Source organism: Flintibacter sp. HCN-6482, from assembly GCF_037892565.1.
In the GTDB taxonomy this organism is placed as follows: domain Bacteria; phylum Bacillota; class Clostridia; order Oscillospirales; family Oscillospiraceae; genus Lawsonibacter; species Lawsonibacter aceti.
In genome coordinates this window covers 317,918-340,668 of the sequence record NZ_JBBKBK010000001.1, presented here as the reverse complement: position 1 = coordinate 340,668, position 22,751 = coordinate 317,918, and the positions used below count along the sequence as shown (strand labels likewise).

Here is a 22,751-nt window from a genome sequence, read left to right as displayed (position 1 = left end):
AGATGAAAGCGACTGGAATCGTGCGCCGGATCGACGACCTGGGCCGCGTTGTCATACCCAAGGAGATCCGCCGCACCATGAGGATCCGCGAAGGTGATCCGCTGGAGATCTACACAGATAAGGATGGCGGAGTGATCTTCAAAAAATACTCCCTGATGGGCGGGCTGGTGGACTTTGCCGGCCAGCTGTGTGAGACCTTGAACCGGACCACGGGCCGGGTGACAGTCATCACCGACCGGGACAGCTGTATCGCGGTAGCCGGGGCACCCAAGCGCGAGCTGATGGAAAAGCAGGTATCCTCTGAACTGGAACGGCTCATGGAGGGGCGGCAGATCTACCAGCACAAGGGGGGAGAGGCGCCGCTGCCCCTGTGTACCGGAGAAGATAAATTCTGCCTGGACACCGTGGCCCCCATCCTTTCAGAGGGGGACGTGCTGGGCAGCGTAGTCTTTGTCGGCCGGCCGGAGGATCTGGAGGGCGGCGAGGTGGAATACAAGCTGGCCCAATCCATCGCCGGCTTCCTTGGCCGCCATATGGAGGGATAAGGAAAACCGGGAGCGAGAAGCTCCCGGTTTTTTGCGCCTGTCCGATAGAAAAAGAGGGGTTACAACCCGGCCCGGAAGAAATTCAGAGCGTTTTGGTACATGATCTTCTGGACCAGAGTGGGGGGGATGCGCCGTCCGGTCAGATAGTCCCACAGTCCCGCCGCCTTAATGGGACTGTCCAGACAGGGGGGCAGGTCGGCTCCGTCGAAGTCGGAGCCTAGAGCCAGACAGTTCTCCGCGCCAAGGTCCAGAAAGTGGGCCGCATGGCGGTACAGATCTTCCAGGCCGGCGGGGCAGCCGTCAGAGCGAAGGAAGGGGGAGTAGTAGTTCAGCCCGATCAGACACCCGCGGGCGGCCATCTCCCTGATCTGCCAGTCAGTGAGGTTGCGCCGGTGACCGCACACCGACCGGGCGTTGGAGTGGCTGGCCACAAAGGGCTTTTCCGAAATATCCAGCAGGTCTTCAAAGCCCTGGTCGTTCAGATGGGAAACATCCACCAGAATGCCCTGCCGCTCCAACTCCTGAACGGCGGCCTTCCCAAAGGAGGACAGGCCCCGGTCCGTCTCATGGCCGGAGCCCAGCTCGTTTTCTCCGTTCCAGGTGAGGGTCATCATCCGCACTCCGTCCCGGGCCAGCCGCTCTATGCGCTCCAGCCGTCCACCCAGGGCTGCTCCATTCTCCACAGTGAGGATAACCGCCGCCTTTCCACAGTCCCAAGCCTGACAGATATCGTCGGCGGTGCGGCAGGAAAGGACTTGGGAGGACAGGCAGCCCATCTGGCGGATAAAACTGCGCTGGTGGAAGGCGTAGTAGCCCTCGGCCTCCTTTGGGGTCAGACCGTCGGGGATAAAGATGGCGCAGCACTGGCACCAGCTTACCCCCTGGGGAATCTTGGACAGGGCAAAGGAGGAGAGGGGGTCGTCCAGCGTGTCCCGGCAGCGGGTGGGGTCCATAAACGCGGTGAGAGTGTCACAGTGAAGGTCGAACACGGCAGAAGCGGGCATGGGGAACCTCCTTTTGTTTTTTTTCATTCTATGCGTGGGACCTGGAGTTATTCTGCTTAGAAACCCGCTTGGGGTTGGAGGGGAACCAGCCCTTAGCCACCCGTTTTTCCTGCTGCTTCAGCTCCAAGATGCTCCAAAGACAGCTGCACCCCAGCACCCCCAGGGCAGAGGCGCCTATGGAGTTGTCTACCAGCAGACTGCACCCAAGAAAAACCAGTCCGGCCAACAGAAAGAAGGGCCAACATCGGGCGGACCAGTGGTACTCGGCACGAATGACAATAGGGTGGAACAGGCCGATACAGGCAAAGCACAATACAGCGGTGATGATACCTTCCAGATTCATATCGATCGATTCACCCCGGCTTTTTCATGGTTAGGCTGATCCGCTTTTTCTTCTCGTCTACCTCCAGGACCCAAACGGTGATGATATCCCCTACGGTGAGCAGTTCGGAGGGGTGCTTCACTCGCCGGGGCAGCTTAGAGATGTGGACCAGGCCATCCTGATGTACACCGATATCCACAAAGACTCCGAAATCAATAACGTTGCGCACGGTGCCCTGAAGCTCCATGCCCGGCTTTAGGTCTTTGGCCTCCATAACATCAGTGCGGAGGATGGGGGGCGGCAGCTCGTCCCGTGGGTCCCGGCCCGGCTTCATCAGCTCTTTGATGATGTCGGACAGGGTAGGAAGTCCTGCTCCGCATCTCTCTGCCAGTTGGGCAAGCCCGATGGCCTCCGCCCTGGCCTTCAATTCCGACAGTTCCCCTGCCTTCACGTCGTCCAGCGTATAGCCGCACTCCGCCAGCAGCTTTTCCGCGGCTCCATAGCTCTCCGGATGGACGCCGGTGTTGTCCAGCACGCTGCCGCTCTCCGGCACCCGGAGAAAGCCGGCGCACTGCTCAAAGGCCTTGGGGCCTAGCTTTGGCACCTTCAAAAGCTGCTTCCGGGCGGTAAAGGGGCCATTTTCTTCCCGGTAGGCCACTAGATTCTTGGCGGTGGCGGCGGTCAGGCCGGACACCCGCTGGAGCAGGGAGGGGGAGGCGGTATTGGCGTCCACTCCCACCGCGTTGACACAGTCCTCCACCACACCGTCCAACGTTTCACCCAGCCTGGCCTGGGGCATGTCGTGCTGGTACTGGCCTACGCCGATGGCCTTGGGGTCGATCTTCACCAGCTCGGCCAGGGGGTCCTGGAGCCGCCGGGCAATGGATACGGCGCTGCGCAGGTTTACATCGAACTGGGGAAACTCCTCGGCGGCCAGTTTGCTGGCCGAGTAGACGGAGGCCCCCGCCTCGCTGACAATCATGTAGGACACTCCGCCGCCTATCTTTTTGATGAGCTCTACCGTCATCTGCTCGGTTTCACGGCTGGCGGTACCGTTTCCGATGGCGATATGCTCCACCCCATATCTCTTGATGAGAGCGGCCAGCTTGGCGATGCACTCCTGCTTCTGCCGCTCCCCGTGGGTGGGATAGACCACCGCCGTGTCCAGCACTTTTCCGGTGCCGTCCACCACCGCCACCTTGCAGCCCATCCGGTAGCCAGGATCCAGCCCCATGGTGACCTTGCCCTTGACTGGGGGCTGCATGAGTAATGGCTTCAAATTTAGGGCAAACATATGGATGGCTCCCTCGTTGGCCTGGTCAGAGAGGGTACTGCGGATCTCCCGCTCCATAGAGGGCTGGATGAGTCGGTCGTAGGCGTCGTCCGCCGCGTTGCGGACGAACTCCATAGCGGCGGCCCCAGGGACAGTGAGGCGGCGGACAGCGACATGGGCGGTCTCCGGGTCCAGTTCCACCGATACCTTCAAAATACCCTCCCGCTCTCCACGGTTGACGGCTAGCACCTGATAGCCTTGGAGGCGCCCTACGGGACACTTAAAGTCATAATAAAGCCGGTACACACTATCCTCCGGCTCCTTGTCCGCCGCCCGTGAGACCAGCACGCCCCGTCGGAGATACAGGTCCCGGAGCTCCTTGCGAATCTCCGCGTCGTCCGAGATAAGCTCGGCGATGATATCGCTTGCCCCCTGAAGGGCGTCCTCCAAAGTTTCCACGCCTTTCTCCAGATCGACAAAATCTGCTGCCGCCTCCTCCGGTGTCACGGCAGGCCCTTTGCCAAACAGCAGCAGAGCCAGGGGCTCCAGCCCCCGTTCTCTGGCTGCGGTGGCCCTGGTGCGCCGCTTTTGTTTATAGGGACGGTAAAGGTCCTCCACCTCAGCCAGAGTTATCGCCCTATCGACGGCGGCCGCCAGGTCTTCGGTGAGTTTGCCCTGGTTCTCGATAGATGCCTTTACCTCCGACTTTCTGGCTTCCAGATTGCGCAAATACTGGAGCCGGTCCGCTAATTGGCGGAGCAGCTGGTCGTCCATGGAGCCGTGGAGCTCTTTTCGATACCGGGCGATAAAGGGGATGGTGGCTCCCTCGTCGATAAGGTTGACCACATTTTTTATGTGTGCTTCGCTGCGGCCCAGCTCACGGGCTAGGGCCTGAATGATAGCGTCCATAGCATTCTCCTTGGTGAAAAATTTTGGGGTGGCGGGGCGTTACGGCTGGAGCGTCGATTTGTAATAGGTCCCAAAATCGGCCAGGGCGTCGATAATGGGCAGCATCTCTTTTCCCAGCTCGGTTAGGCCATACTCCACCCGCGGGGGCATGGTCTGATAGTCCCGGCGATAGGCGAGGCCGTCGTCGATCATCTGGCGCAGGCTGTCCGTCAGCACCTTCTGGGAGATCCCGTCCAGATCCCGCTGCAGCTCGTTGAAGCGCCACGGGCGCGCCTTCAAATTGCGCAGGATCAGCAGCTTCCACTTCCCGCCAATTAAGGATACCGCGGTGGCCACTGGACAGGCCGGAAGTTCCTCCTTCGTTTTCATGGCGATACACCTCCGGGCACAGTATAGCACATCGTTTTTCGCGTGTACAGTTATAAAAAGGTGCGTACTTGTAGCCGAGTATGCGGTGGCTGTACACTAAAGGCATGCAAGGCGACTTGCGAACAAGATTTGGAGGTCAAAACCATGACAAACTACACGAAAATCAACATTGGGACTGAGGACCGCGCCGAACTACATGATAGGCTGGGCCTGACCGGCGCGGAGGTCAGCGTCAACCGGCTCCCCGCTGGGGCGGGGGTGCCCTTTGTACATTCCCACAGGCGAAACGAGGAGATCTACGGTATCCTGGCGGGAGCGGGCAGGGCGGTCATCGACGGAGAGAACGTCTCCCTCGCCGCTGGGGACTGGCTGCGGGTCGCCCCGGCTGCCAAGCGACAGTTCTCCGCGGCGGAGGATTCCGGCGTCACCTATGTCTGCATTCAAGTCAAGGAGGGCTCCCTGGGCGGCTTCACCGCGGAGGACGCCGTCGTGCACTGAATCAAAGAAGCGGTCAAGGTGGCACAGGGACTGCCCTGACCGCCCCCTTGACGGGAAGTGATGCGCCTGTGGGCATCCAGTATGGCGCAACAACTCGGCACGCCACAAGTCCTGCTTTCCTTTTCTAAGACGCTGTGCTATAATATTCCCGCCTCAGGTGCCCGGTTTCCGGGAGAATAGGGAAGAGACGTATGTCCACGGTCACGCCGCTGTGAGAGGGGAGCCCACCCCCGATGTGCCGCCGGCATCTGCCGGGAAGGCGGGGGAGCGGGTGGAGAGCCTTGAGTCAGAAGACCTGCCTGGGAGCTTGCTTGCCCGCGCCGCGAGTGACGGCAAGGGCGGAAGGAAAATATTATGAGAAACAGGAAAACCCTGCTGGCGGCCGCAGCGCTGATGATCGTCGCCGCCCTCATGGCCGGCCTCTGGTACTTCACCAGGCCCCAGACCCAGGTGGGCGACAAGACTGTGGTGGTGGAGGTGGTCCACGGGGACGAGAGCGCTAAGGAGTTTACTTACCACACTGACGCCGAGTATCTGGGTCAGGTGCTGGTCGAGGAAAAGCTTGTGAAGGGCGAGAGCAGCCAGTTCGGCTTATATATTACTACAGTAGACGGGGAGACCGCCCAGGAGAGTGAGAACCAGTGGTGGCGCGTCACCCAGGACGGCGAGATGGTGAACACCGGAGTGGACACCACCCCGGTCCAGGACGGCGACCACTTTGAGCTGACTTTGTCTACCTATTGACCATGGGAGAGAGGAGACCCCTCAACGGGGCGAAAAAAGTGGTGCTCTGTGGACTGATGGCCTCCACGCTGACAGTGTTGAAGATGGTCCTGTCCCCTCTGCCCAACATCGAGCCGGTCTCCCTGCTCATCCTGGTGTACGCTCTTGTTTTTGGAAGGCAAGTCCTCTCAATCATCCTTCCCTTTGTGGTGGTAGAGGGACTGCTGTACGGCTTCAACCCTATGTGGTGGTTAGGCTATCTCTATGTCTGGCCCCTGTGGGGCCTGATCTGTACCAAGCTGCCTCCGGGCCGCCCGCTGTTACTCGCAATGGCAAGCGGCACCTTTGGACTGGCCTTCGGGGCGCTGATGTCGGTCCCCTATTGGGTCACCGGCGGCCCCTGGGCGGCCCTGTCCTGGTGGATATCCGGTATCCCGGCAGACCTGCTCCACTGTGGGGGAAATTTTGTCCTGGCCCTGGTGTTGGCCGACCCGCTGTATCAGGTCCTGTGTAAGTTGCGAGACAAAGTGTTCCGCTGAATCATGCCGAAGAAGGAGAACGACCATGGAGGAACAGATCAAAAGGCTTCAGGAGTGGATCGATGGGAGCGAGTCCATTGTCTTTTTCGGCGGGGCTGGAGTGTCCACCGAGAGCGGCATTCCTGACTTCCGAAGCGTAGACGGCCTGTACAACCAGAAGTATGACTATCCCCCGGAGGAGATCTTGAGCCGCACCTTCTTTGACCGAAGGCCGGAGGAGTTTTACCGCTTCTACCGGGACAAAATGCTCTGCCTGGATGCCCGGCCCAATACGGCCCACCAGAAGCTGGCCCAGCTGGAGCAAGTGGGTAAGCTCCGCTCAGTGGTCACCCAGAACATTGACGGGCTGCACCAGATGGCCGGGTCAAAGCGGGTGTGGGAGCTGCATGGCTCGGTCCACCGGAATTTCTGTATGCGCTGTAAAAAGCCCTATCCCGTGGAATTTATCCGTGACAGCCAGGGGGTACCCACCTGTTCCTGTGGGGGGACGGTGAAGCCTGATGTGGTCCTCTATGAGGAGTCGCTGGACAGCCGGGTGCTGGAGGGAGCTCTGGCCGATATCCAGCAGGCGGACCTGCTCATCATAGGGGGCACTTCGCTGGCGGTCTACCCGGCGGCCAGTCTGGTGAACTACTACCGGGGAGACCGGCTGGTCCTCATTAACAAGAGCCCCACGCCATACGACAGGCGGGCGGACCTAGCCATCGCCGGACCCATTGGAAGGATATTGGAACAGATACAGGCAGAAGGATAGAGCACAGAGGGGGCGGGCCTTGGGCCCGCCCCCTCTGTGTTCAATGTGATATCTCAATGGCGCTGGTGGGGCAGCTCTCGGCGGCCTCCTGGACCTGGCCTTCCCACTCTGGCAGGATCTCGTCCCGGGCGGCGGCCACCCCCTCGTCCGTCATAAGAAAGGCGGTGGGGCAGATACCGGTGCACAGGCCGCAGCCGATACAGTTTTCATTTACATGGGCGGTCATACAGGCTCCTCCTTATCATAGAGTTTCCATAGTATGGCGCTATCCCCGTGTTTTATTCTTGATTTGCCTGAAGATCGATTCAAAGAATCCATCATCTTAGCAGCGTATTTGGCCCCTGTGAACAGATCCCTCTGCCTGCATAGACGCAATATCTTTACGGAGGGCGTGGCCTCCAAGGGAAAAAATTTTGCCATTTGCCGAAAAAACAGGGACGGGGAGAGAAAATTTGTGGATTTCACGGCGGATTTTCCTTGACGGGAGGGAGAGAAAATGCTATAATCTCAACTTGCGGTGGTAGGGGCTATTGCGCCCTTTTACCCGATGACTGCTTCTGAAACAGGAGGGAGGAGGGCACCGGAATGCTGAGTGAACTGAACAGCGCCGATAAGGTGGCAGGGGCCAAGCAGGTCAAGCGCGCCCTCAACGACGGGCGGGCTAAAAAGCTGTTCCTGGCCGCCGACGCAGACCCCCGGGTCACCGAGCCGCTGGCGAGGCTGGCCAAAGAAAAGGAAGTCCCGGTGGAGGAGGTCTCCACCATGAAAGAGCTGGGCGCCGCCTGCTCCATTGCAGTGGGCAGTGCAGTGGCTGTCCTGCTGTGATCTGATTTTAATGGAATAAGATTTCCTTATTCTGTTAAAATATATTACGCCCCCTCAGGGGCAGATTTTCAGAAAGGAGGAAAACCATGCCTACTTTTAACCAACTGGTACGCAAGGGACGCCAGCAGGTGACTTACAAGTCCACCTCTCCCGCCCTGCAGCACGGTCTGAACACCCTGAAGAACAAGAGCACTGATCTGCCTTCTCCCCAGAAGAGAGGTGTGTGCACCGCGGTCCGTACTTCTACTCCTAAGAAGCCGAACTCCGCTCTGCGTAAGATCGCCCGTGTGCGTCTGACCAACGGCTACGAGGTCACCGCCTATATCCCCGGTGTTGGCCACAACCTGCAGGAGCACTCCGTGGTCATGATCCGCGGCGGCCGTGTCAAGGACCTTCCCGGTGTGCGTTACCACATCATCCGCGGCACTCTGGATACCCAGGGCGTCAACGGCCGTATGCAGGCCCGTTCCAAGTACGGCGCCAAGCGTCCCAAGGCCGGCAAGAAGTAAGAGGGTTACTTCACACTGAAATTGCATTGTGCGTTTGCGCAAGGCAACCCCGCCTTGCCGAGCGTTTACCTATATATTGTTAGGCAGACCTCGGACAGGCATTACACGGATCGTTTGCGAAACGGTTCGAGTACCTATGATTTCTAATTTTATAAGAAGGAGGGAAGCAAAGTGCCCAGAAGAGGAAATGTACCCAAGCGGGAGGTTCTGCCTGATCCGCTTTACAACTCCGTCCTGGTTACCAAGCTCACCAACAGCATCATGCTGGATGGCAAGAAGGGCGTGGCTCAGAAGGTGGTCTACGGCGCCTTTGACATCATCAAGGAGAAGACCGAGAAGGACCCCATGGAGGTCTACACCCAGGCTCTCGAGAACATCATGCCCTCCCTGGAGGTCAAGGCCCGCCGTGTAGGCGGCGCTACCTACCAGGTGCCCATCGAGGTCCGGCCTGAGCGTCGTCAGACCCTGGGTCTGCGGTGGCTGACCGCCTATGCCCGCAACCGCGGCGAGAAGACCATGAAGGAGCGGCTGGCCGGCGAGATTATGGACGCTGCCAACAACACCGGCGGCGCCGTGAAGAAGCGTGAGGACACCCACAAGATGGCCGAGTCCAACAAGGCTTTCGCTCACTATCGCTGGTAATCTAAGAGGAGACAAAGTATGCCTAGAAAAGTTTCTTTGGAGAATACCCGCAATATTGGTATCATGGCCCACATTGACGCGGGTAAGACTACCACTACCGAGCGTATTCTCTACTACACCGGCGTCAACTACAAAATTGGCGAGACCCATGAGGGTACCGCCACCATGGACTGGATGGCCCAGGAGCAGGAGCGCGGCATTACCATCACCTCCGCCGCCACCACCTGCTACTGGAAGGGAACCAAGGATCAGTTCCCCCAGACTCGTATCAACATCATCGACACCCCGGGCCACGTGGATTTCACCGTGGAGGTGGAGCGCTCCCTGCGCGTGCTGGACGGCTCTGTGACCGTCATGTGCGCCAAGGGTGGTGTGGAGCCTCAGTCTGAGACTGTCTGGCGCCAGGCCGACCATTATAAGGTCCCCCGTATGATCTACGTCAACAAGATGGACATTATGGGCGCCGACTTCTACAACGTGCTCAACATGATCCACGACCGTCTGAAGTGCAACGCCGTGCCCATCCAGCTCCCCATCGGCAAGGAGGAGACCTTCAAGGGCATCATCGACCTGGTGGAGATGAAGGCTGACGTCTACTACGACGAGGTAGGCAAGGATATGCGGGTGGAGGAGATCCCCGACGATATGATGGAGCTGGCCCAGGAGTACCGCACCAAGCTGCTGGACTCTTGTGCCGACATTGATGAGGAGATCATGGAACTTGTCCTGGAGGAGCAGCCTGTTCCTGAGGATATGATCCGTCGCGCCATCCGTAAGGGCACCATCGATAACCTGATGGTCCCCGTGGTGTGCGGCACCTCCTACAAAAACAAGGGTGTGCAGAAGCTGCTGGATGCCATTGTGGACTATATGCCCTCTCCCATCGACATCCCCGCCATTAAAGGTGTCAACCCTGATACTGAGGAGGAGGATGAGCGTCCCGCTGACGACAACGCCCCCTTCTCCGCTCTGGCCTTCAAGATCGCCACCGATCCCTTTGTGGGCCGCCTGTCCTTTGTGCGTGTTTACTCCGGCGTGCTGAACACCGGCACCACCGTTTTGAATTCCACTAAGAGGCAGAAAGAGCGCATTGGCCGCATCCTGCAGATGCACGCCAACCACCGGGAGGACATTGAGTGCTGCTACTCCGGCGACATCGCCGCCGTGATCGGCCTGAAGAATTCCACCACCGGCGACACCCTCTGCGACGAGAAGGCTCCCATCATTCTGGAGTCCATGGAGTTCCCCGAACCCGTGATTCGTGTGGCTATTGAGCCCAAGACCAAGGCCGGTCAGGAGAAGATGGGCATTGCCCTGATGAAGCTGGCCGAGGAGGACCCCACCTTCAAGACCTACACCGACGAGGAGACCGGCCAGACTATTATCGCCGGTATGGGCGAGCTCCATCTGGAGATCATCGTGGACCGTCTGCTCCGGGAGTACAAGGTGGAAGCCAATGTAGGCGCTCCCCAGGTGGCCTATAAGGAGACCATCAAGAAGAGCGTGGAGCAGGATACCAAGTATGCCCGTCAGTCCGGCGGTAAGGGCCAGTACGGCCACGTCCGCATCACGGTGGAGCCCAACGAGTCCGGCAAGGGCTATGAGTTCCTGAACGAGATCACCGGCGGCGTCATCCCCAAGGAGTATATCCCCGCCGTTGACGCTGGTATCCAGGGAGCCATGCAGGCCGGTGTTCTGGCCGGCTACCCGGTAGTGGATGTGAAGGTACACCTGACCTTCGGCTCCTACCACGAGGTGGACTCCTCTGAGATGGCATTTAAGATTGCCGGCTCCATGGCCTTCAAAGAGGCCTGCCGCAAGGCCACACCCATTCTGCTGGAGCCCATCATGAAGGTTTCCGTCATCGTGCCCGACGACTATTTGGGCAATGTCATCGGTGACCTGAACAGCCGCCGCGGCCAGATCCAGGGCCAGGAGAGCCGTCCCGGCGCCACCCAGATCGACGCCCTGGTGCCTCTGGCCAATATGTTTGGCTATGCTACCGACCTGCGTTCCAGCACCCAGGGCCGTGGCCAGTACTCTATGGAGCCCCACAGCTATGTGGAGATCCCCAAGAGCATCGCCGACAAGATCATTGCCGAGCGCGGCCGCAACACCCAGGATTAATTCCGGGTGTGTTGGAAAATAGGGTTGCATTTGCGCTCAGAATAGGATAAAATGTCCCTGATGCGATGGAACCCACGCAAGTTACGTCTATAACTGTAATATAAGGAGGAAATTCCAATGGCTAAGGCAAAATTTGAGCGTACTAAGCCCCATGTAAACATCGGCACCATCGGTCACGTTGACCACGGCAAGACCACCCTGACTGCCGCCATCACCAAGTACCTGGCTCTGCAGGGCAAGGCCCAGTATGAGGATTACTCCAGCATCGACAAGGCTCCTGAGGAGCGCGAGCGCGGCATCACCATCAACACTGCCCACGTGGAGTATGAGACTGACAAGCGTCACTACGCCCACGTCGACTGCCCCGGCCACGCCGACTATATCAAGAACATGATCACCGGCGCTGCTCAGATGGACGGCGCTATCCTGGTTATTGCCGCTACCGACGGCCCCATGGCTCAGACCAAGGAGCACATCCTGCTGGCCCGTCAGGTAGGCGTGCCCGCTATTGTTGTCTTCCTGAACAAGTGTGACCAGGTGGACGACGAGGAGCTGCTGGAGCTGGTGGAGATGGAGGTCCGTGAGACCCTGTCCTCCTATGAGTTCCCCGGCGACGAGATCCCCATCATTAAGGGTTCCGCTCTGAACGCTCTGACCTGCGAGTCTGGCGATGTGAATGATCCCGACTTCGCCTGCATCAAGGAGTTGATGGATGCTGTCGACGAGTATATCCCCACTCCTCCCCGTGATGACTCCCTGCCCTTCCTGATGCCCGTCGAGGACGTGTTCACCATCTCCGGCCGCGGCACTGTGGCTACCGGCCGTGTGGAGCGTGGCCAGCTGAAGGCCGGCGAGACCGTCGAGATCGTGGGCCTGTCCGAGGAGAAGAAGAGCACCGTGGTCACCTCCATGGAGATGTTCCGCAAGACTCTGGACTTCATCGAGGCTGGCGACAACGCTGGCTGCCTGCTGCGCGGTATCGCTAAGACCGACATCGAGCGTGGCCAGGTGCTGTGCAAGCCCGGCTCCATCCATCCCCACACCAAGTTCAAGGGCCAGGTTTACGTCCTGTCCAAGGACGAGGGCGGCCGTCACACCCCCTTCTTCAACAACTACCGGCCCCAGTTCTACTTCCGTACCACCGACGTGACCGGCATCATCACTCTGCCCGAGGGCACTGAGATGTGCATGCCCGGCGACAACGTGGACATGGACGTGGAGCTGATCACCCCCATCGCCATCGAGCAGGGCCTGCGTTTCGCCATCCGTGAGGGCGGCCGTACCGTGGGTTCCGGCGTCGTCATCGGCATCAACGAGTAAGTTTCCTATCAAAAGAGCGGACTTCTGAAGAGGCCCGCTCTTTTTCTATTATGAAACAGGAGGTGAGCGGTGTGGAATATAACTACGAAAAAGTGGCCCAGTCCCTGAGGCTGATGTATGTGGGCAATATAATTATAATTGCCAGTATTCTATGTACGATCCTTGCGTGGATTATCCCGCCCTTGGTATTTTTAGTGGCAATGGCGGTCTTGGGGGGGACGGTCATTTCGTTAGTGGGCTTGGTGAAGCTGCGCAATGAGCACCAGGCATATAGGAACGCGGTGATCACTCTGGTCATTGTGTTTGTAGTCGGCCTGTTCGCGAATGATGAAACAATATTCGGTGCCCTGATGAGCATGGCCCAGGATATCTGCAACCTGCTCATGACTTACTTTGTAATTAAGGGGACCAATGCGGTTTTACAGTCAAAGGGCGCTGCCGGCCAGATGGAGCTGGGAAAAAAGGCATGGAGATGGCAGTTCATTTCCTTTGGGGCAGCGTTCCTGTCCGGGGGGATTACGCTGTTGTGCCTGCTGCTTTCTGGCAGTCTCTTGGATTCTCCGTCACTCATCTTGCCCTTGATCTCGGTGTTTGCAAGTTTGGCAATATCCCTGGTGGCGTTGGTGTATTATCTGCGTTATCTCAAGCAGAGCAGCGAATTTCTTATCTGACCTGGTTTGGGGGCGTTTGACCTGAAGGGAGAACGCCCCCATTATTCGTATGGATGGATAGGACGTTGAAAGCTCCCACAATATTTTTTCAAGAGGGGGGTTGACAAGGAGACGGGGAGCGGCTATAATAATCCCAACAATTAGACAGCGGTAAACCTTTGAGAAAGAGGAGTAGCCGGTGCGGCAAACCTGAAGAGAGTCCCGGAGGGTGAGATCGGGGCGGGGAGCGGCCGAGTGAATGGACTTTCGAGGGCGGCTTGAACGGGAGACCTAGTAGATGCCGACGGGGACCCACCCGTTATCCATCGGGCACGCGTGATGGCGCGTGAAGCGAGCGGACGTGCAAACGTCAATTTGGGTGGTATCGCAGGAGTACAGCTCTTGTCCCATATTATGTGGGATAGGGGGCTGTTTTTTTATACTCTGAAACAAAGGCCGCCGGCAACGGCCCCTCCATCACCCACCCAAACCAATCTAAGCCCAAACCGGGCAAATAATGGAGGTAAATACCATGAAAAAGAACAGCACTTTGAAGAAGCTCCTGGCTGCGGCCCTGTCCCTGTCCCTGGCGCTGACCCTGGCCGCCTGCACAGGAGCCGGAAATGACTCCGGCAGCTCTGGCGCTTCCAGTTCCGATGGGACCGCCGCGGGAGGAAGTTCCGCCTCTGCTGCAAAGACGGAGTATAAGATCGGCTTGGTCAAGTATATGGACCACGCCTCTCTGGATCAGATCGAGAAGAACGTCCAGAAGGAGCTGGATGCCAAGAGCGCCGAGCTGGGAGTGACCTTCAATTACGCCGACTATACCTATAATGGGCAGGGGGACGGCACCACACTCAATCAGATCGCCGCCCAACTGGTGGCTGACGGGGTAGATGTGGTCGTGCCCATCGCTACGCCGGCCGCCCAGGTGATGCAGTCTGTAGTCACCGATGAGGACATCCCAATCATCTTCGCTGCGGTGTCCGATCCTGTCACCGCTAATCTGGTCCAGGACATGGACGCTCCTGGCGGTACCATCACCGGCGTCAGCGACGCCCTGAACACCGAGATGATCATGAAGATGATGCTGGCCGTAGACCCCGACATCCAGACCGTGGGCCTGCTCTACTCCAAGTCTGAGGATTCCTCCAAGAAGCCTATCGAGGAGGCTAAGGCCTTCCTGGATGCCAGCGGTATCTCCTATGTGGAAAAAACCGGCACCAATACTGACGAGGTCAACTCCGCTGTGGACGCCTTGATCAGCGCCGGTGTGGAGGCCATCTTCACCCCAACGGATAACACCGTGATGCAGGCCGAACTGTCTATTTTTGAGAAGCTGAACGAGGCTAAGATCCCTCACTATACCGGTGCCAACTCTTTCGCCCTGAATGGCGCTTTCTTTGGGTACGGCGTTGACTATGACGATTTGGGGGCCGAGACCGCCGATATGGTGGTGGACCTGCTGGTGAACGGGGCTGACCCCGCCACCACTCCTGTGGTCATCCTGGCCCACGAAGCGGCCACCATCAACACAGAAACCTGTGAGGCCATCGGTCTGAGCCTAGATGATGTGAAGGCTGCCTTTGCCACCCTTGGTATCGGCGTGGTGGAGATTACCACCGCCCAGAGCTTCAGCTGAGTCCATTCTGTAAAACCTCGGTCTGGGGACGCCGCCCAGTGCGGCGTCCCCAGTACCGCCATAAGGAGGAATCCCTGTGCCCGCTATTTTATCCCTGCCAGCCCTCCAGACTGCACTAGAGGTGGGGGCGATCTACTCCCTGGTGGCCATGGCCCTGTTCATTAGCTTCTCGATTCTTAATATTGCCGACCTGTCCACAGATGGCTGCTATACTCTGGGGTTTGCCGTAGGGGCAACTGTCACTTTGGCCGGGCATCCCCTGCTGGCCCTGCCCGCCGCCATGCTGGCTGGAGCCTGCTCCGGCTTTGTCACCGCCTTTCTCCAGACCAAGCTTGGGGTGGAGAGCATCCTGGCCGGCATCATTGTCAACACAGGGCTGTACACCGTCAACCTGGCGGTGATGGGCTGGTCCTCCAACCTGTCTATCTACGGCAGTGATTCCCTATTTACGCTGTGCAAGGAGCTTTTTCCCTGGGAGTGGTGGGCTAAGTGGCATGAGCTGGTGGTGCTGGCGGTGATCCTTCTGGTGGCCGCCCTGTTGGTAGTCCTTTTTTTCCGCACCCGGCTGGGCCTGTCTATCCGGGCCACAGGGGACAACGCGGACATGGTCCGGGCTTCCTCCATCAACCCCTCCTTTACCATTACCGTGGGACTGTGTCTGTCCAATTCCCTCACAGGGCTGGCGGGCTGCCTGATTGGACTTCTAAACAAGAGCTGTGACATCAATCTGGGTACCGGAATGGTGACAGTTGCCCTGGCCTCCCTGATCATCGGGGAAAGCTTAATGGGCCGGGGCTCCATTCCCCGCCGGGTGTTCGGAGTCATTCTGGGGGCCTGTCTGTACCGCATCATCATCGCCGTCGCTATCAGTACCAGCATCGTGCCTACCGAGGGCTTCAAGCTGGTGTCTGCCCTGATTGTGGCCGTGGCCATCGCCGCCCCACAGGGAAGAAAGCTGATCGCGCTGCAGCGGCAGAAGCTGGCTGCCAGAAAGAGAGGGGGCGGAGTCAAATGCTGAAGCTGGACCATATCTCCAAGACCTTCAATCCAGGAACGCTGAATGAGAAGAAGGCCTTAGACCAGGTGGACCTCCACCTGGAGCGGGGAGACTTCGTCACCATCGTAGGCTCCAACGGGGCGGGAAAGTCCACCCTGTTTAACGCCATCGCCGGCAGCTTTCTCGTGGATAGCGGCTGCATCCTCGTGGACGGCCAGGATATCACTTTTATGGCCGAGCACAAGCGATCCAAGCATATTGGACGGCTGTTCCAGGACCCCATGCGGGGGACTGCGCCCCACATGACGATTGAAGAAAACCTGACCCTGGCCGCCGGGAGCGGTGGCTGGTTCGCCCCCCTGACACAGAAGGACAAACAGCGATTCCGGGACCAGCTGGCTCTGCTGGATATGGGATTGGAGGACCGAATCAAGCAGCCGGTGGGGCTGTTGTCCGGCGGACAGCGCCAGGCCCTGACCCTGCTCATGGCTACCATGAATCCGCCATGGCTTCTCTTATTGGATGAGCACACCGCCGCCCTGGATCCTGCCACGGCGGAGAAGGTGTTGAAGATCACACGGGAGGTGGTGGCGGAAAACAGGATCACCACCCTGATGGTCACCCACAATATGCAGCAGGCACTGGAGCTGGGCAATCGCACCCTGATGATGGACTCCGGCCGCGTCGTGCTGGACATCCAGGGGGAGGAGCGGAAGGGAATGACAGTGTCTGACCTGCTGGCACGCTTCAAGGCAGGGGTGGGCAGGGGCCTGGACAACGACCGTATTTTGCTCTCCTGAGAGGGCGGATTTCACAGTTTTTTTACAGACTTTTGCCTCGATCTGTGCTATCCTGTCCATAGAGATATAGGGGGCCTCCCCGCCGGAAAGGATTGAGAGTATTGAATGTGATATCCCTGCTGACACCAAAGACAAACGTGGCCTGGCTCTATGAGGACTGGACCATCCGCCAGGGGCTGGAGAAGCTCCGTTTCCACGGCTATACCGCTATCCCAGTGCTGGCCAAGGATGGGAGCTATGTGGGTACAGTCAGCGAGGGGGATTTCCTCTGGTGCCTGTTGGACCAGGGGAGCGGGGATATCCAAACTCAGGAGAAGCAGCCCCTCCGCAGGGTAATCCGCCCCGGCTTCAATCCGGCGGTACGCATCGATGTGGCCCTGGAGGAACTGGTGGAGCGCGCTCTGCGCCAGAGCTTTATCCCCGTGGTGGACGACCGGGGTGCTTTTGTGGGCATTGTGACCCGCCAAAATATCATCAAAAGACTTACTGTCCTGAACGTGGAGCAGCCCGCTGCCCATATGTAACAGGATCTGCTGCTGAACCTTCACAGGGCCGCCACAGATGTGGCGGCCCCAAATTTTTTCTTTTGTGGTGAGATTTTTACCGCCTCTGGCGGATATTACTGAATGAAAGGCCTTTCAAACAGAGACTTCCAAGGAGGTGAGCGGCTTTGACCCAGGAAGAGTTCAGCCGGGCGGCTCAGACCTATGGCGACATGATCTATCGGGTGGCCTACCACGCTCTGGGCTGCCGGGAAGACGCCGAGGACGTGATGCAGACGGTCCTGCTTCGGCTTTTTGAGCAGAAAGCAGAGTTTGAGAGCGAGGACCATATGAAGCATTGGCTCCTGCGGGTATCGGTGAACGAGAGCCGCAAAATGCTCCGCTCTTTTTGGCGGCGCACTGCCGTCCCGCTGGAGGAATGGCATGAGCTGACCGCACCCGAGGACCGGGAGCGGGCGGAGCTGATGGGGGCGGTGATGGCCCTGGAGCCGAAATACAGGCTGGTCATATATCTCTACTATTACGAGGGGCTGAGTGTGGCCGAGACGGCCGCCGCCCTGCGTGCCAATCCATCCACGGTGCAGACCTGGCTGCTCCGGGCCCGGGCCCGGCTGCGAAAGGAATTGTCCGAGGAGGAAGAGAAGGAGGGAAGTGTCTATGTTCGACCCCAAAGTGTACCGTAACGCATGCCGGGAGCTCAACGCTTCCGAGGAAAAGATCAAGGAGATCATCGCCATGACTGAAAACAAGGACCGTAAGAACTCCCGCCGAACTATGCGGACCATATTGGTGGCCTGCGCCGCCATCACTATGATGGTAGTGGGGGTGGGGGCAGCCAACCCAGAGGCCGCCCAGGAGATATTCGGACAGATCGTGTCCGTCATCAAGGTGGACCAATACCGACAGGACATGATCATGGATACCGGCGAGCATATTACCACCTTAGAAGTACCCCAGGCCACGGTAGAAAACAGGGATGGACGGGCTATTCTGGTAGTAAACGGGGAGGAAGTGGATATTACAGAGGAGCTTGAGGCAGACGGCAGCTATGTGTACGACAGGACTACCTTCGGAACTCATTTGAGAGTCACGGTGGAGGGTAACGTGGAGAAGTGGGAGATGGCCGTGTCCATCGGGGAGGCCGATGGAGAGGAGTACGGGACCGTCTACTATGACAGTGAAACCGTAGAGGACGCACTGGGCGGCTCCTTTATGAACGGGCTTCCTTTTGAACAGGTCGAGGCGGAGCAGGAAGAGGGCATGGTTACCATTATCGGGAACGGTGAGAATGACGCCAGCCCACGGACATCGGCAACACTGAACCAGAAATGACAAACAGCGAGGGCGTGTCCAGTGGGAGAGATAGGGTTCCAAGAAGTTTTTCTGTCTCATATCTTCCAGATGTCGCTTTATCATAGCACTTCCTCTAGGACTTTTCATGTCGGGCTGGTAAGTCTGTGGCGCCAGTCGTGCCAATGAAACCAGCAACTACGCAGTTCCATCCATAAATCTTACCCTTAAAATGAGAATGAAGGGGGACATAGTCCCCCTTCATTCCAATTTTTATGCGCCAGATCTCTGTATGTATTCTTTTATCTTGTGGCACATAAGATTCCAGACCCTAGATTCAGCTCTTCAGACGACAGTGGCAGCAGATTAACCAATCAGATTGATGAATACACGGATAGCCAACAGAACTGTGACCACAAAGATGACAGCAAAGATGATGTTTAGGTAAAGTCGATTAGCGTGGTCACCCATGAACTTCTTATCCGAGGTGATTCTCCAGATAATGCCGCAGATAATAGGCAGCAACAGACCGTTCAAGGCCTGGGCCATGATGACCAGTTCCGCGGGGGAGGCTCCGAATAGGAAGATGAAAATCAGGGGAATACCGGCACCTAGGATCATCCAGAGACGGCTGCGAGGAGCCTTCATATCCTCTTCCTGATCGGTGGCCTGATTATACAACATAGGTAACAACTCAATGCGGAACAGACCGGAGGAGAAGGCGGCGGCCCATAGGCCCAGAGAGAACAGAATACCGGCATAGCGGCCCAGAATAGGAGTCAGTTGAGCGGCCATGTCGGAGGCGCTGCTGACAGTGATACCTAGGGGGAACAGGTTAGTGGCTGAACAGACAACGATAGCGCTGGTGATTAGGGCGGTGACAATGCAGCCAAACACCAGATCGAAGTGGGCCATCTTCATTTTAGTTTCCTGAGGCAGACCGGCCTCGAAGGAGCCCTTCTTGAAGTAGCGCTGCTTGTGCAAGGCGGACAGGGAAACCGGAATGTCCGGTACCATGGTGGTAGCCAGCATAGCCAGGACTAGCATGTAGTCACCATTAGGAATCTGGAAGGAGAAGCCCTCGGACACCAGGTCAGACATATTGGGCTGAGAACCAATAGCGGTGGCGACGAAGGCGACGACCATCAGAATGACCAGTACCTTGGTAAAGCTTTCCAGAATGCCGTAGCGGGAGGTCCAGGCCAGCACAAACGCCAGCCCAATCATGATAGCCGCCCATGCGATCAGAGAGATTTGAGGGACAAAGTAGTTCATAGCCATAGCGGCGCCGGTGAAGTTGCCCGCCTGGAAGATCAGGCAGCCGAACATGATGCAGTAGTACAGGACCATTGCCCATATTTTACCGAAGCGCATACGCACCGCTTCCATGATGGTGACTTCCTTGGCCAGAGCCACGCGGATAGCGGGCAACTGGTAAAAGAAAGAGGCTAGGGCGGCCAGGATAATGACCCACAGGAGCTTGTAGCCATAGCTGGCGCCCATGGAAGAAGCGGTGGTGACACTGCCGGGTCCGACCACAACGGCTGAGATGACGATGGCGGGGCCAACGGCTTTCAAATAGTCCATCGCGCTGGGCTTTTTCGCTTCGTTCATACGTTGTACTCCATTTCCTTTTAGATTTTGGGGGGCTGATGTTCTCCTTACAACTTGCTGCTGTCTATGTCGCTGATGAGCATATAGCCTGGGGAATGAGAGATCAGAAGGTCAGGTTTAGCCTGAGTGGCTACGTTCTGGGGTGTGACACCGCAGGCCCAAAAGACTGGAACCTCGTCAGGACCGATATCCAGCGGATCACCATAATCAGGGTGGAGCACATCCTTGATACCGATGGCATCAGGATCGCCAATCTGGACGGGAGCGCCGTGGGCGTAGTCCATGGGTTCTGTGATTTTGACAGCCAAGTCCACCAGTTCCTTCTTGACCGGGCGCATGGACACCACATAATTGCCGTGGAACAGCTTACTAGGCTTGCAGGCGATATTGGTATCAAACATAGGAACCCGCTTATTCTCTTCGTAGTGCTTTAGCGGGATACCGGCTTCCACCAGCCTGGATTCAAAGGTGAGGCTGCAGCCAATGAGGAAGCCTACCATGTCCTCATTCCAATAGCCGCTGACATCCTTGACTTCCTCCTCGAATACACCGTTACGGTAGATGCGGTAGAGAGGGATATCCGTAGTGATATCAGCCCCCTCCGCCATCTTGTGAGAGATGGGAGAGCCTTGGTCAAAGACCTCTAAGATGGGGCAGGGCTTAGGATTCTGCTTCATAAATTGGAGGAAATCTTCGCCATAGCGGCGGTGCAGGATAACCAAGTTGCCCTGGATGTAACCAGGGCACAGCCCGGCGGTGGGGAGCACTAACTCCCCAGTGCGGAATTTCGCCCGCAACTCAGCGGGAGAGAGGGAACTGTAGTCTTGCATGATATCCGTCCTTTCTGCCATATCTCTGCTCCGCAGGCATCATTGGGCAAAGTTTTTGATCTGGATGCCTTCACGATGGAAAGCGGCTTTCAAGGCTAACACAAATTCCACTGCGTGGGCTCCGTCACCATGGACCAGAATGCTCTCTGCCTTGATGCCGATATCCTTCCCAGTAGAGGTGGTGACCTTCCCCTCCTTGACCATCCGGATCACCCGGGCCACGGCTTGGTCCGCGTCTTTGATCATATCGCCGGGCTGTCCCCGGGGGACTAGTGAGCCATCCTCCATATAACCCCGGTCCGCAAAGGCCAAGGATACAGTTGGAAGCCCCATGTGGTCCGCTACATCCTTCAGGCAGGAGTTGCCGTAGTACAGAATACGGATAGAATCGTCGAAGCTGGCGGTGGCCTCACATACCGCGCGGGCGGTATCCATATCGGCCTGGGCTACGTTTCCCAGGGCGCCGTGGGCACTAATGTGGAGCAGAGGGACACCGGCAGCCTTGGTAAAGGCGTAAAGGGCACCGATCTGGTAAGTAATAAAGTCCCGTAACTCTTCCTTTTTCATAATCATCCGCCGCCGTCCGAAACCCTGCAGATCAGGGTAACTGGGGTGTGCACCCACGCCCACGCCGTACTCTTTGGCCAGAGCCACCGTGTGAGCCATAACCACTGGATCACCGGCATGGAGGCCGCAGGCCACATTGGCTGAAGACACATGGCGCATGATCTCGTCATTTGCTTCCAGGGTATAGTTGCCGAAGCTTTCACCCAGGTCGCTGTTCAGATCTACTTGGTACATATGGTTCCTCCTTGCTTCTGTTTTCAGATGAAAATACAAAAAGGCAAAGACATCTTGTCAGGATATATCCCGAAAGACGTCTTTGCCTTTGCCGCCTACAGTATAGACCTGTATCCAAAGATAGTCAATGGGATTTGTGATATCTCAAATGATTCTGTAGCACATTCTAAAAGCCGAGGTCTTACTTATACCTATTTCTATAAGAATCCTAAAACTTTTCAGATGGAATCTGTGGATCCAAGCGGCCTTTTCATTTTGCTGGGGAAATGCCTACACAGTAAGTGTTGCCATTGACGCTTACCCGGTAGATGGACTTAAAGTCCTGGTCATAGACCTGACGTAACCGCTCATACTGGGCCCTCTGAGCCAGATAAAGTTCCTGCGCCAGATCCAACTTGATCGCTTGGAACCGAATTTTATCACCGGGAGCGCACTGAGCGACCAGGGGGATATCCACCGAGATGATATTGGCGATCTTGGTATAGCCGCCGGAGCCCTGGTGCTCACTCATCATGATGATGGGCTGTCCGCTGCCGGGTATCTGGACTGCGCCCAAGGGAATGCCGTCGCTGATGATGTTGGCATCCGTGCTGTGCTCTACCTTGGGTCCGTTGAGTCGGTATCCCATACGGTCAGATTTCTCATCCACGGTAAAGGTGCTGTTTAAAAAGGTATCCAGTCCTTCCTTAGTAAAGCGGTCGTCCTGGGGACCTAATATGACCCGGACAGTAATTTCTTTGGAAATAGGGGGTTGAGGTGGCAGACGGCGGACCGCCAGATTTGGAATCTGGGCCCTAGGAGAGGCAAAGGGAATGGTATCTCCGGCAGCCAGCTTTCTGCCCTGAAATCCGCCAAGTCCAGATCGGAGCAAGGTGGATTTACTTCCATAGAGAACCGGGACATCCAATCCCCCAGCCACAGCCAGATAACCTCGGCAGCCTGCGCGGGCTGGCCCTATCTGGAGTACGCTGCCTGCCTTAGCTGGCCAGGCCTGCCCTAGTGGGACAGGAACTCCATCCAATGTAGCGCCCATATCAGCGCCAGTTAACGCGAACACATTGTCCTGGGTAAACTGGAGCTTAGGGCCCAAAAAAGTCATTTCAAGAACGCCCTCACCCAGGTCATTGCCTACCAGCAGGTTAGCCAGGCGCATTGAGTGGAGATCCATAGCTCCCGCGGGGGACATTCCAATGCGCTGGTGGCCAAAGCGGCCTTCATCCTGAACGCTGGTCAGAGGACCAGGAGAGATCACTTTGAGTCCCATG

26 protein-coding genes and 1 riboswitch are annotated in these 22,751 nt (G+C 57.5%); of the genes, 17 read left to right on the top strand and 9 right to left on the bottom strand.

Features of this window, described 5'->3' with window-relative positions; all coding sequences use genetic code 11:
• Positions 1–2: 2 nt before the first annotated feature.
• Complete coding sequence (locus WKS99_RS01655; protein ID WP_262669209.1) at positions 3–545, top strand: stage V sporulation T C-terminal domain-containing protein; 543 nt, start codon at positions 3–5, stop codon at positions 543–545.
• A 59-nt stretch (positions 546–604) separates the two neighbouring features.
• Here WKS99_RS01655 and WKS99_RS01650 read toward each other — a convergent pair whose 3' ends face one another.
• The 4 genes from WKS99_RS01650 to WKS99_RS01635 are packed head-to-tail and all read right to left on the bottom strand — an operon-like array spanning position 605 to position 4,422.
• On the bottom strand, positions 605–1,549 hold the full coding sequence (locus WKS99_RS01650) for a dipeptidase (protein WP_186852710.1): 945 nt from the start codon (positions 1,547–1,549) through the stop codon (positions 605–607).
• A 28-nt stretch (positions 1,550–1,577) separates the two neighbouring features.
• Positions 1,578–1,892: a DUF4491 family protein gene (locus WKS99_RS01645; RefSeq protein WP_147570671.1), complete on the bottom strand. Its 315-nt coding sequence runs from the start codon at positions 1,890–1,892 to the stop codon at positions 1,578–1,580.
• A gap of 10 nt (positions 1,893–1,902) precedes the next feature.
• Positions 1,903–4,053, bottom strand: coding sequence for a Tex family protein (locus tag WKS99_RS01640; protein WP_186852709.1), 2,151 nt, complete (start codon positions 4,051–4,053; stop codon positions 1,903–1,905).
• Positions 4,054–4,092: 39 nt separating this feature from the next.
• On the bottom strand, positions 4,093–4,422 hold the full coding sequence (locus tag WKS99_RS01635) for a winged helix-turn-helix transcriptional regulator (protein WP_147570669.1): 330 nt from the start codon (positions 4,420–4,422) through the stop codon (positions 4,093–4,095).
• Positions 4,423–4,566: 144 nt separating this feature from the next.
• Here WKS99_RS01635 and WKS99_RS01630 point away from each other — a divergent pair, with 144 nt between their 5' ends.
• From WKS99_RS01630 to WKS99_RS01615, 4 genes are all read left to right on the top strand, one after another.
• Positions 4,567–4,920 (top strand): cupin domain-containing protein, encoded by a 354-nt coding sequence (locus WKS99_RS01630; RefSeq protein ID WP_340405213.1) that lies wholly within the window; start codon positions 4,567–4,569, stop codon positions 4,918–4,920.
• A 138-nt stretch (positions 4,921–5,058) separates the two neighbouring features.
• A riboswitch (cobalamin riboswitch) is annotated at positions 5,059–5,237 on the top strand.
• A 37-nt stretch (positions 5,238–5,274) separates the two neighbouring features.
• Complete coding sequence (locus tag WKS99_RS01625; RefSeq protein ID WP_186852707.1) at positions 5,275–5,664, top strand: DUF4430 domain-containing protein; 390 nt, start codon at positions 5,275–5,277, stop codon at positions 5,662–5,664.
• A 41-nt stretch (positions 5,665–5,705) separates the two neighbouring features.
• On the top strand, positions 5,706–6,182 hold the full coding sequence (locus tag WKS99_RS01620; RefSeq protein WP_262669206.1) for a hypothetical protein: 477 nt from the start codon (positions 5,706–5,708) through the stop codon (positions 6,180–6,182).
• A 25-nt stretch (positions 6,183–6,207) separates the two neighbouring features.
• Positions 6,208–6,936: an NAD-dependent protein deacylase gene (locus WKS99_RS01615; RefSeq protein WP_340405212.1), complete on the top strand. Its 729-nt coding sequence runs from the start codon at positions 6,208–6,210 to the stop codon at positions 6,934–6,936.
• Positions 6,937–6,976: 40 nt separating this feature from the next.
• Here WKS99_RS01615 and WKS99_RS01610 read toward each other — a convergent pair whose 3' ends face one another.
• Positions 6,977–7,162, bottom strand: a complete 186-nt coding sequence (locus tag WKS99_RS01610) for a ferredoxin (protein WP_147570664.1) — start codon at positions 7,160–7,162, stop codon at positions 6,977–6,979.
• Positions 7,163–7,521: 359 nt separating this feature from the next.
• Here WKS99_RS01610 and WKS99_RS01605 point away from each other — a divergent pair, with 359 nt between their 5' ends.
• The 12 genes from WKS99_RS01605 to WKS99_RS01550 all read left to right on the top strand — a co-directional run bounded on the left by WKS99_RS01605 (position 7,522) and on the right by WKS99_RS01550 (position 18,283).
• Entirely contained in the window at positions 7,522–7,761 is a 240-nt protein-coding gene (locus tag WKS99_RS01605; protein ID WP_147570663.1) for a L7Ae/L30e/S12e/Gadd45 family ribosomal protein, read from the top strand.
• 86 nt (positions 7,762–7,847) lie between these two features.
• Positions 7,848–8,270 (top strand): 30S ribosomal protein S12, encoded by a 423-nt coding sequence (rpsL, locus tag WKS99_RS01600; protein WP_147570662.1) that lies wholly within the window; start codon positions 7,848–7,850, stop codon positions 8,268–8,270.
• A gap of 171 nt (positions 8,271–8,441) precedes the next feature.
• On the top strand, positions 8,442–8,912 hold the full coding sequence (gene rpsG / locus WKS99_RS01595; protein WP_147570661.1) for a 30S ribosomal protein S7: 471 nt from the start codon (positions 8,442–8,444) through the stop codon (positions 8,910–8,912).
• Positions 8,913–8,930: 18 nt separating this feature from the next.
• Positions 8,931–11,039, top strand: coding sequence for an elongation factor G (gene fusA, locus WKS99_RS01590; protein WP_147570660.1), 2,109 nt, complete (start codon positions 8,931–8,933; stop codon positions 11,037–11,039).
• Positions 11,040–11,156: 117 nt separating this feature from the next.
• Positions 11,157–12,359 carry an elongation factor Tu gene (gene tuf / locus WKS99_RS01585; RefSeq protein WP_147570659.1) on the top strand — a complete coding sequence of 401 codons (1,203 nt, stop codon included), beginning with the start codon at positions 11,157–11,159 and terminating at the stop codon, positions 12,357–12,359.
• 71 nt (positions 12,360–12,430) lie between these two features.
• Entirely contained in the window at positions 12,431–13,030 is a 600-nt protein-coding gene (locus tag WKS99_RS01580; RefSeq protein ID WP_340405211.1) for a hypothetical protein, read from the top strand.
• 511 nt (positions 13,031–13,541) lie between these two features.
• Complete coding sequence (locus WKS99_RS01575) at positions 13,542–14,651, top strand: ABC transporter substrate-binding protein (protein WP_147570657.1); 1,110 nt, start codon at positions 13,542–13,544, stop codon at positions 14,649–14,651.
• A gap of 76 nt (positions 14,652–14,727) precedes the next feature.
• Positions 14,728–15,669 carry an ABC transporter permease gene (locus WKS99_RS01570; RefSeq protein ID WP_186852703.1) on the top strand — a complete coding sequence of 314 codons (942 nt, stop codon included), beginning with the start codon at positions 14,728–14,730 and terminating at the stop codon, positions 15,667–15,669.
• Complete coding sequence (locus WKS99_RS01565) at positions 15,663–16,448, top strand: ABC transporter ATP-binding protein (protein ID WP_147570655.1); 786 nt, start codon at positions 15,663–15,665, stop codon at positions 16,446–16,448. The genes WKS99_RS01570 and WKS99_RS01565 overlap by 7 nt, the downstream gene beginning before the upstream one ends.
• A gap of 107 nt (positions 16,449–16,555) precedes the next feature.
• A complete protein-coding gene (locus WKS99_RS01560; protein WP_262669392.1) occupies positions 16,556–16,972 on the top strand; it encodes a CBS domain-containing protein in 417 nt (138 codons plus the stop codon).
• Between the two features lie 146 nt (positions 16,973–17,118).
• Positions 17,119–17,634: an RNA polymerase sigma factor gene (locus tag WKS99_RS01555; protein ID WP_186852701.1), complete on the top strand. Its 516-nt coding sequence runs from the start codon at positions 17,119–17,121 to the stop codon at positions 17,632–17,634.
• Positions 17,609–18,283: a hypothetical protein gene (locus WKS99_RS01550; protein WP_262669199.1), complete on the top strand. Its 675-nt coding sequence runs from the start codon at positions 17,609–17,611 to the stop codon at positions 18,281–18,283. Before WKS99_RS01555 ends, WKS99_RS01550 begins: the two co-directional genes overlap by 26 nt.
• 324 nt (positions 18,284–18,607) lie before the next feature.
• Here WKS99_RS01550 and WKS99_RS01545 read toward each other — a convergent pair whose 3' ends face one another.
• From WKS99_RS01545 to WKS99_RS01530, 4 genes are all read right to left on the bottom strand, one after another.
• Entirely contained in the window at positions 18,608–19,855 is a 1,248-nt protein-coding gene (locus tag WKS99_RS01545) for an Nramp family divalent metal transporter (protein WP_186852699.1), read from the bottom strand.
• 47 nt (positions 19,856–19,902) lie between these two features.
• A complete protein-coding gene (locus WKS99_RS01540; protein ID WP_186852698.1) occupies positions 19,903–20,685 on the bottom strand; it encodes a putative hydro-lyase in 783 nt (260 codons plus the stop codon).
• 39 nt (positions 20,686–20,724) lie between these two features.
• Positions 20,725–21,486: a LamB/YcsF family protein gene (locus WKS99_RS01535; RefSeq protein WP_340405210.1), complete on the bottom strand. Its 762-nt coding sequence runs from the start codon at positions 21,484–21,486 to the stop codon at positions 20,725–20,727.
• A gap of 250 nt (positions 21,487–21,736) precedes the next feature.
• Positions 21,737–22,750 (bottom strand): 5-oxoprolinase subunit C family protein, encoded by a 1,014-nt coding sequence (locus WKS99_RS01530; RefSeq protein WP_186852696.1) that lies wholly within the window; start codon positions 22,748–22,750, stop codon positions 21,737–21,739.
• Position 22,751: the final 1 nt, after the last annotated feature.

Excerpts from the sequence above, each read along its gene's own strand:
- WKS99_RS01645 (WP_147570671.1), bottom strand. The coding sequence starts at position 1,892 with ATGAATCTGGAAGGTATCATCACCGCTGTATTGTGCTTTGCCTGTATC.
- WKS99_RS01605 (WP_147570663.1), top strand. The coding sequence starts at position 7,522 with ATGCTGAGTGAACTGAACAGCGCCGATAAGGTGGCAGGGGCCAAGCAG.
- WKS99_RS01575 (WP_147570657.1), top strand. The coding sequence starts at position 13,542 with ATGAAAAAGAACAGCACTTTGAAGAAGCTCCTGGCTGCGGCCCTGTCC.
- WKS99_RS01610 (WP_147570664.1), bottom strand. The coding sequence starts at position 7,162 with ATGACCGCCCATGTAAATGAAAACTGTATCGGCTGCGGCCTGTGCACC.
- WKS99_RS01550 (WP_262669199.1), top strand. The coding sequence starts at position 17,609 with ATGTTCGACCCCAAAGTGTACCGTAACGCATGCCGGGAGCTCAACGCT.
- WKS99_RS01540 (WP_186852698.1), bottom strand. The coding sequence starts at position 20,685 with ATGCAAGACTACAGTTCCCTCTCTCCCGCTGAGTTGCGGGCGAAATTC.
- rpsL (WP_147570662.1), top strand. The coding sequence starts at position 7,848 with ATGCCTACTTTTAACCAACTGGTACGCAAGGGACGCCAGCAGGTGACT.
- WKS99_RS01625 (WP_186852707.1), top strand. The coding sequence starts at position 5,275 with ATGAGAAACAGGAAAACCCTGCTGGCGGCCGCAGCGCTGATGATCGTC.
- WKS99_RS01545 (WP_186852699.1), bottom strand. The coding sequence starts at position 19,855 with ATGAACGAAGCGAAAAAGCCCAGCGCGATGGACTATTTGAAAGCCGTT.
- WKS99_RS01635 (WP_147570669.1), bottom strand. The coding sequence starts at position 4,422 with ATGAAAACGAAGGAGGAACTTCCGGCCTGTCCAGTGGCCACCGCGGTA.
- WKS99_RS01565 (WP_147570655.1), top strand. The coding sequence starts at position 15,663 with ATGCTGAAGCTGGACCATATCTCCAAGACCTTCAATCCAGGAACGCTG.
- WKS99_RS01630 (WP_340405213.1), top strand. The coding sequence starts at position 4,567 with ATGACAAACTACACGAAAATCAACATTGGGACTGAGGACCGCGCCGAA.
- WKS99_RS01535 (WP_340405210.1), bottom strand. The coding sequence starts at position 21,486 with ATGTACCAAGTAGATCTGAACAGCGACCTGGGTGAAAGCTTCGGCAAC.
- WKS99_RS01655 (WP_262669209.1), top strand. The coding sequence starts at position 3 with ATGAAAGCGACTGGAATCGTGCGCCGGATCGACGACCTGGGCCGCGTT.
- tuf (WP_147570659.1), top strand. The coding sequence starts at position 11,157 with ATGGCTAAGGCAAAATTTGAGCGTACTAAGCCCCATGTAAACATCGGC.
- WKS99_RS01530 (WP_186852696.1), bottom strand. The coding sequence starts at position 22,750 with ATGGGACTCAAAGTGATCTCTCCTGGTCCTCTGACCAGCGTTCAGGAT.
- WKS99_RS01640 (WP_186852709.1), bottom strand. The coding sequence starts at position 4,053 with ATGGACGCTATCATTCAGGCCCTAGCCCGTGAGCTGGGCCGCAGCGAA.
- WKS99_RS01615 (WP_340405212.1), top strand. The coding sequence starts at position 6,208 with ATGGAGGAACAGATCAAAAGGCTTCAGGAGTGGATCGATGGGAGCGAG.
- fusA (WP_147570660.1), top strand. The coding sequence starts at position 8,931 with ATGCCTAGAAAAGTTTCTTTGGAGAATACCCGCAATATTGGTATCATG.
- WKS99_RS01650 (WP_186852710.1), bottom strand. The coding sequence starts at position 1,549 with ATGCCCGCTTCTGCCGTGTTCGACCTTCACTGTGACACTCTCACCGCG.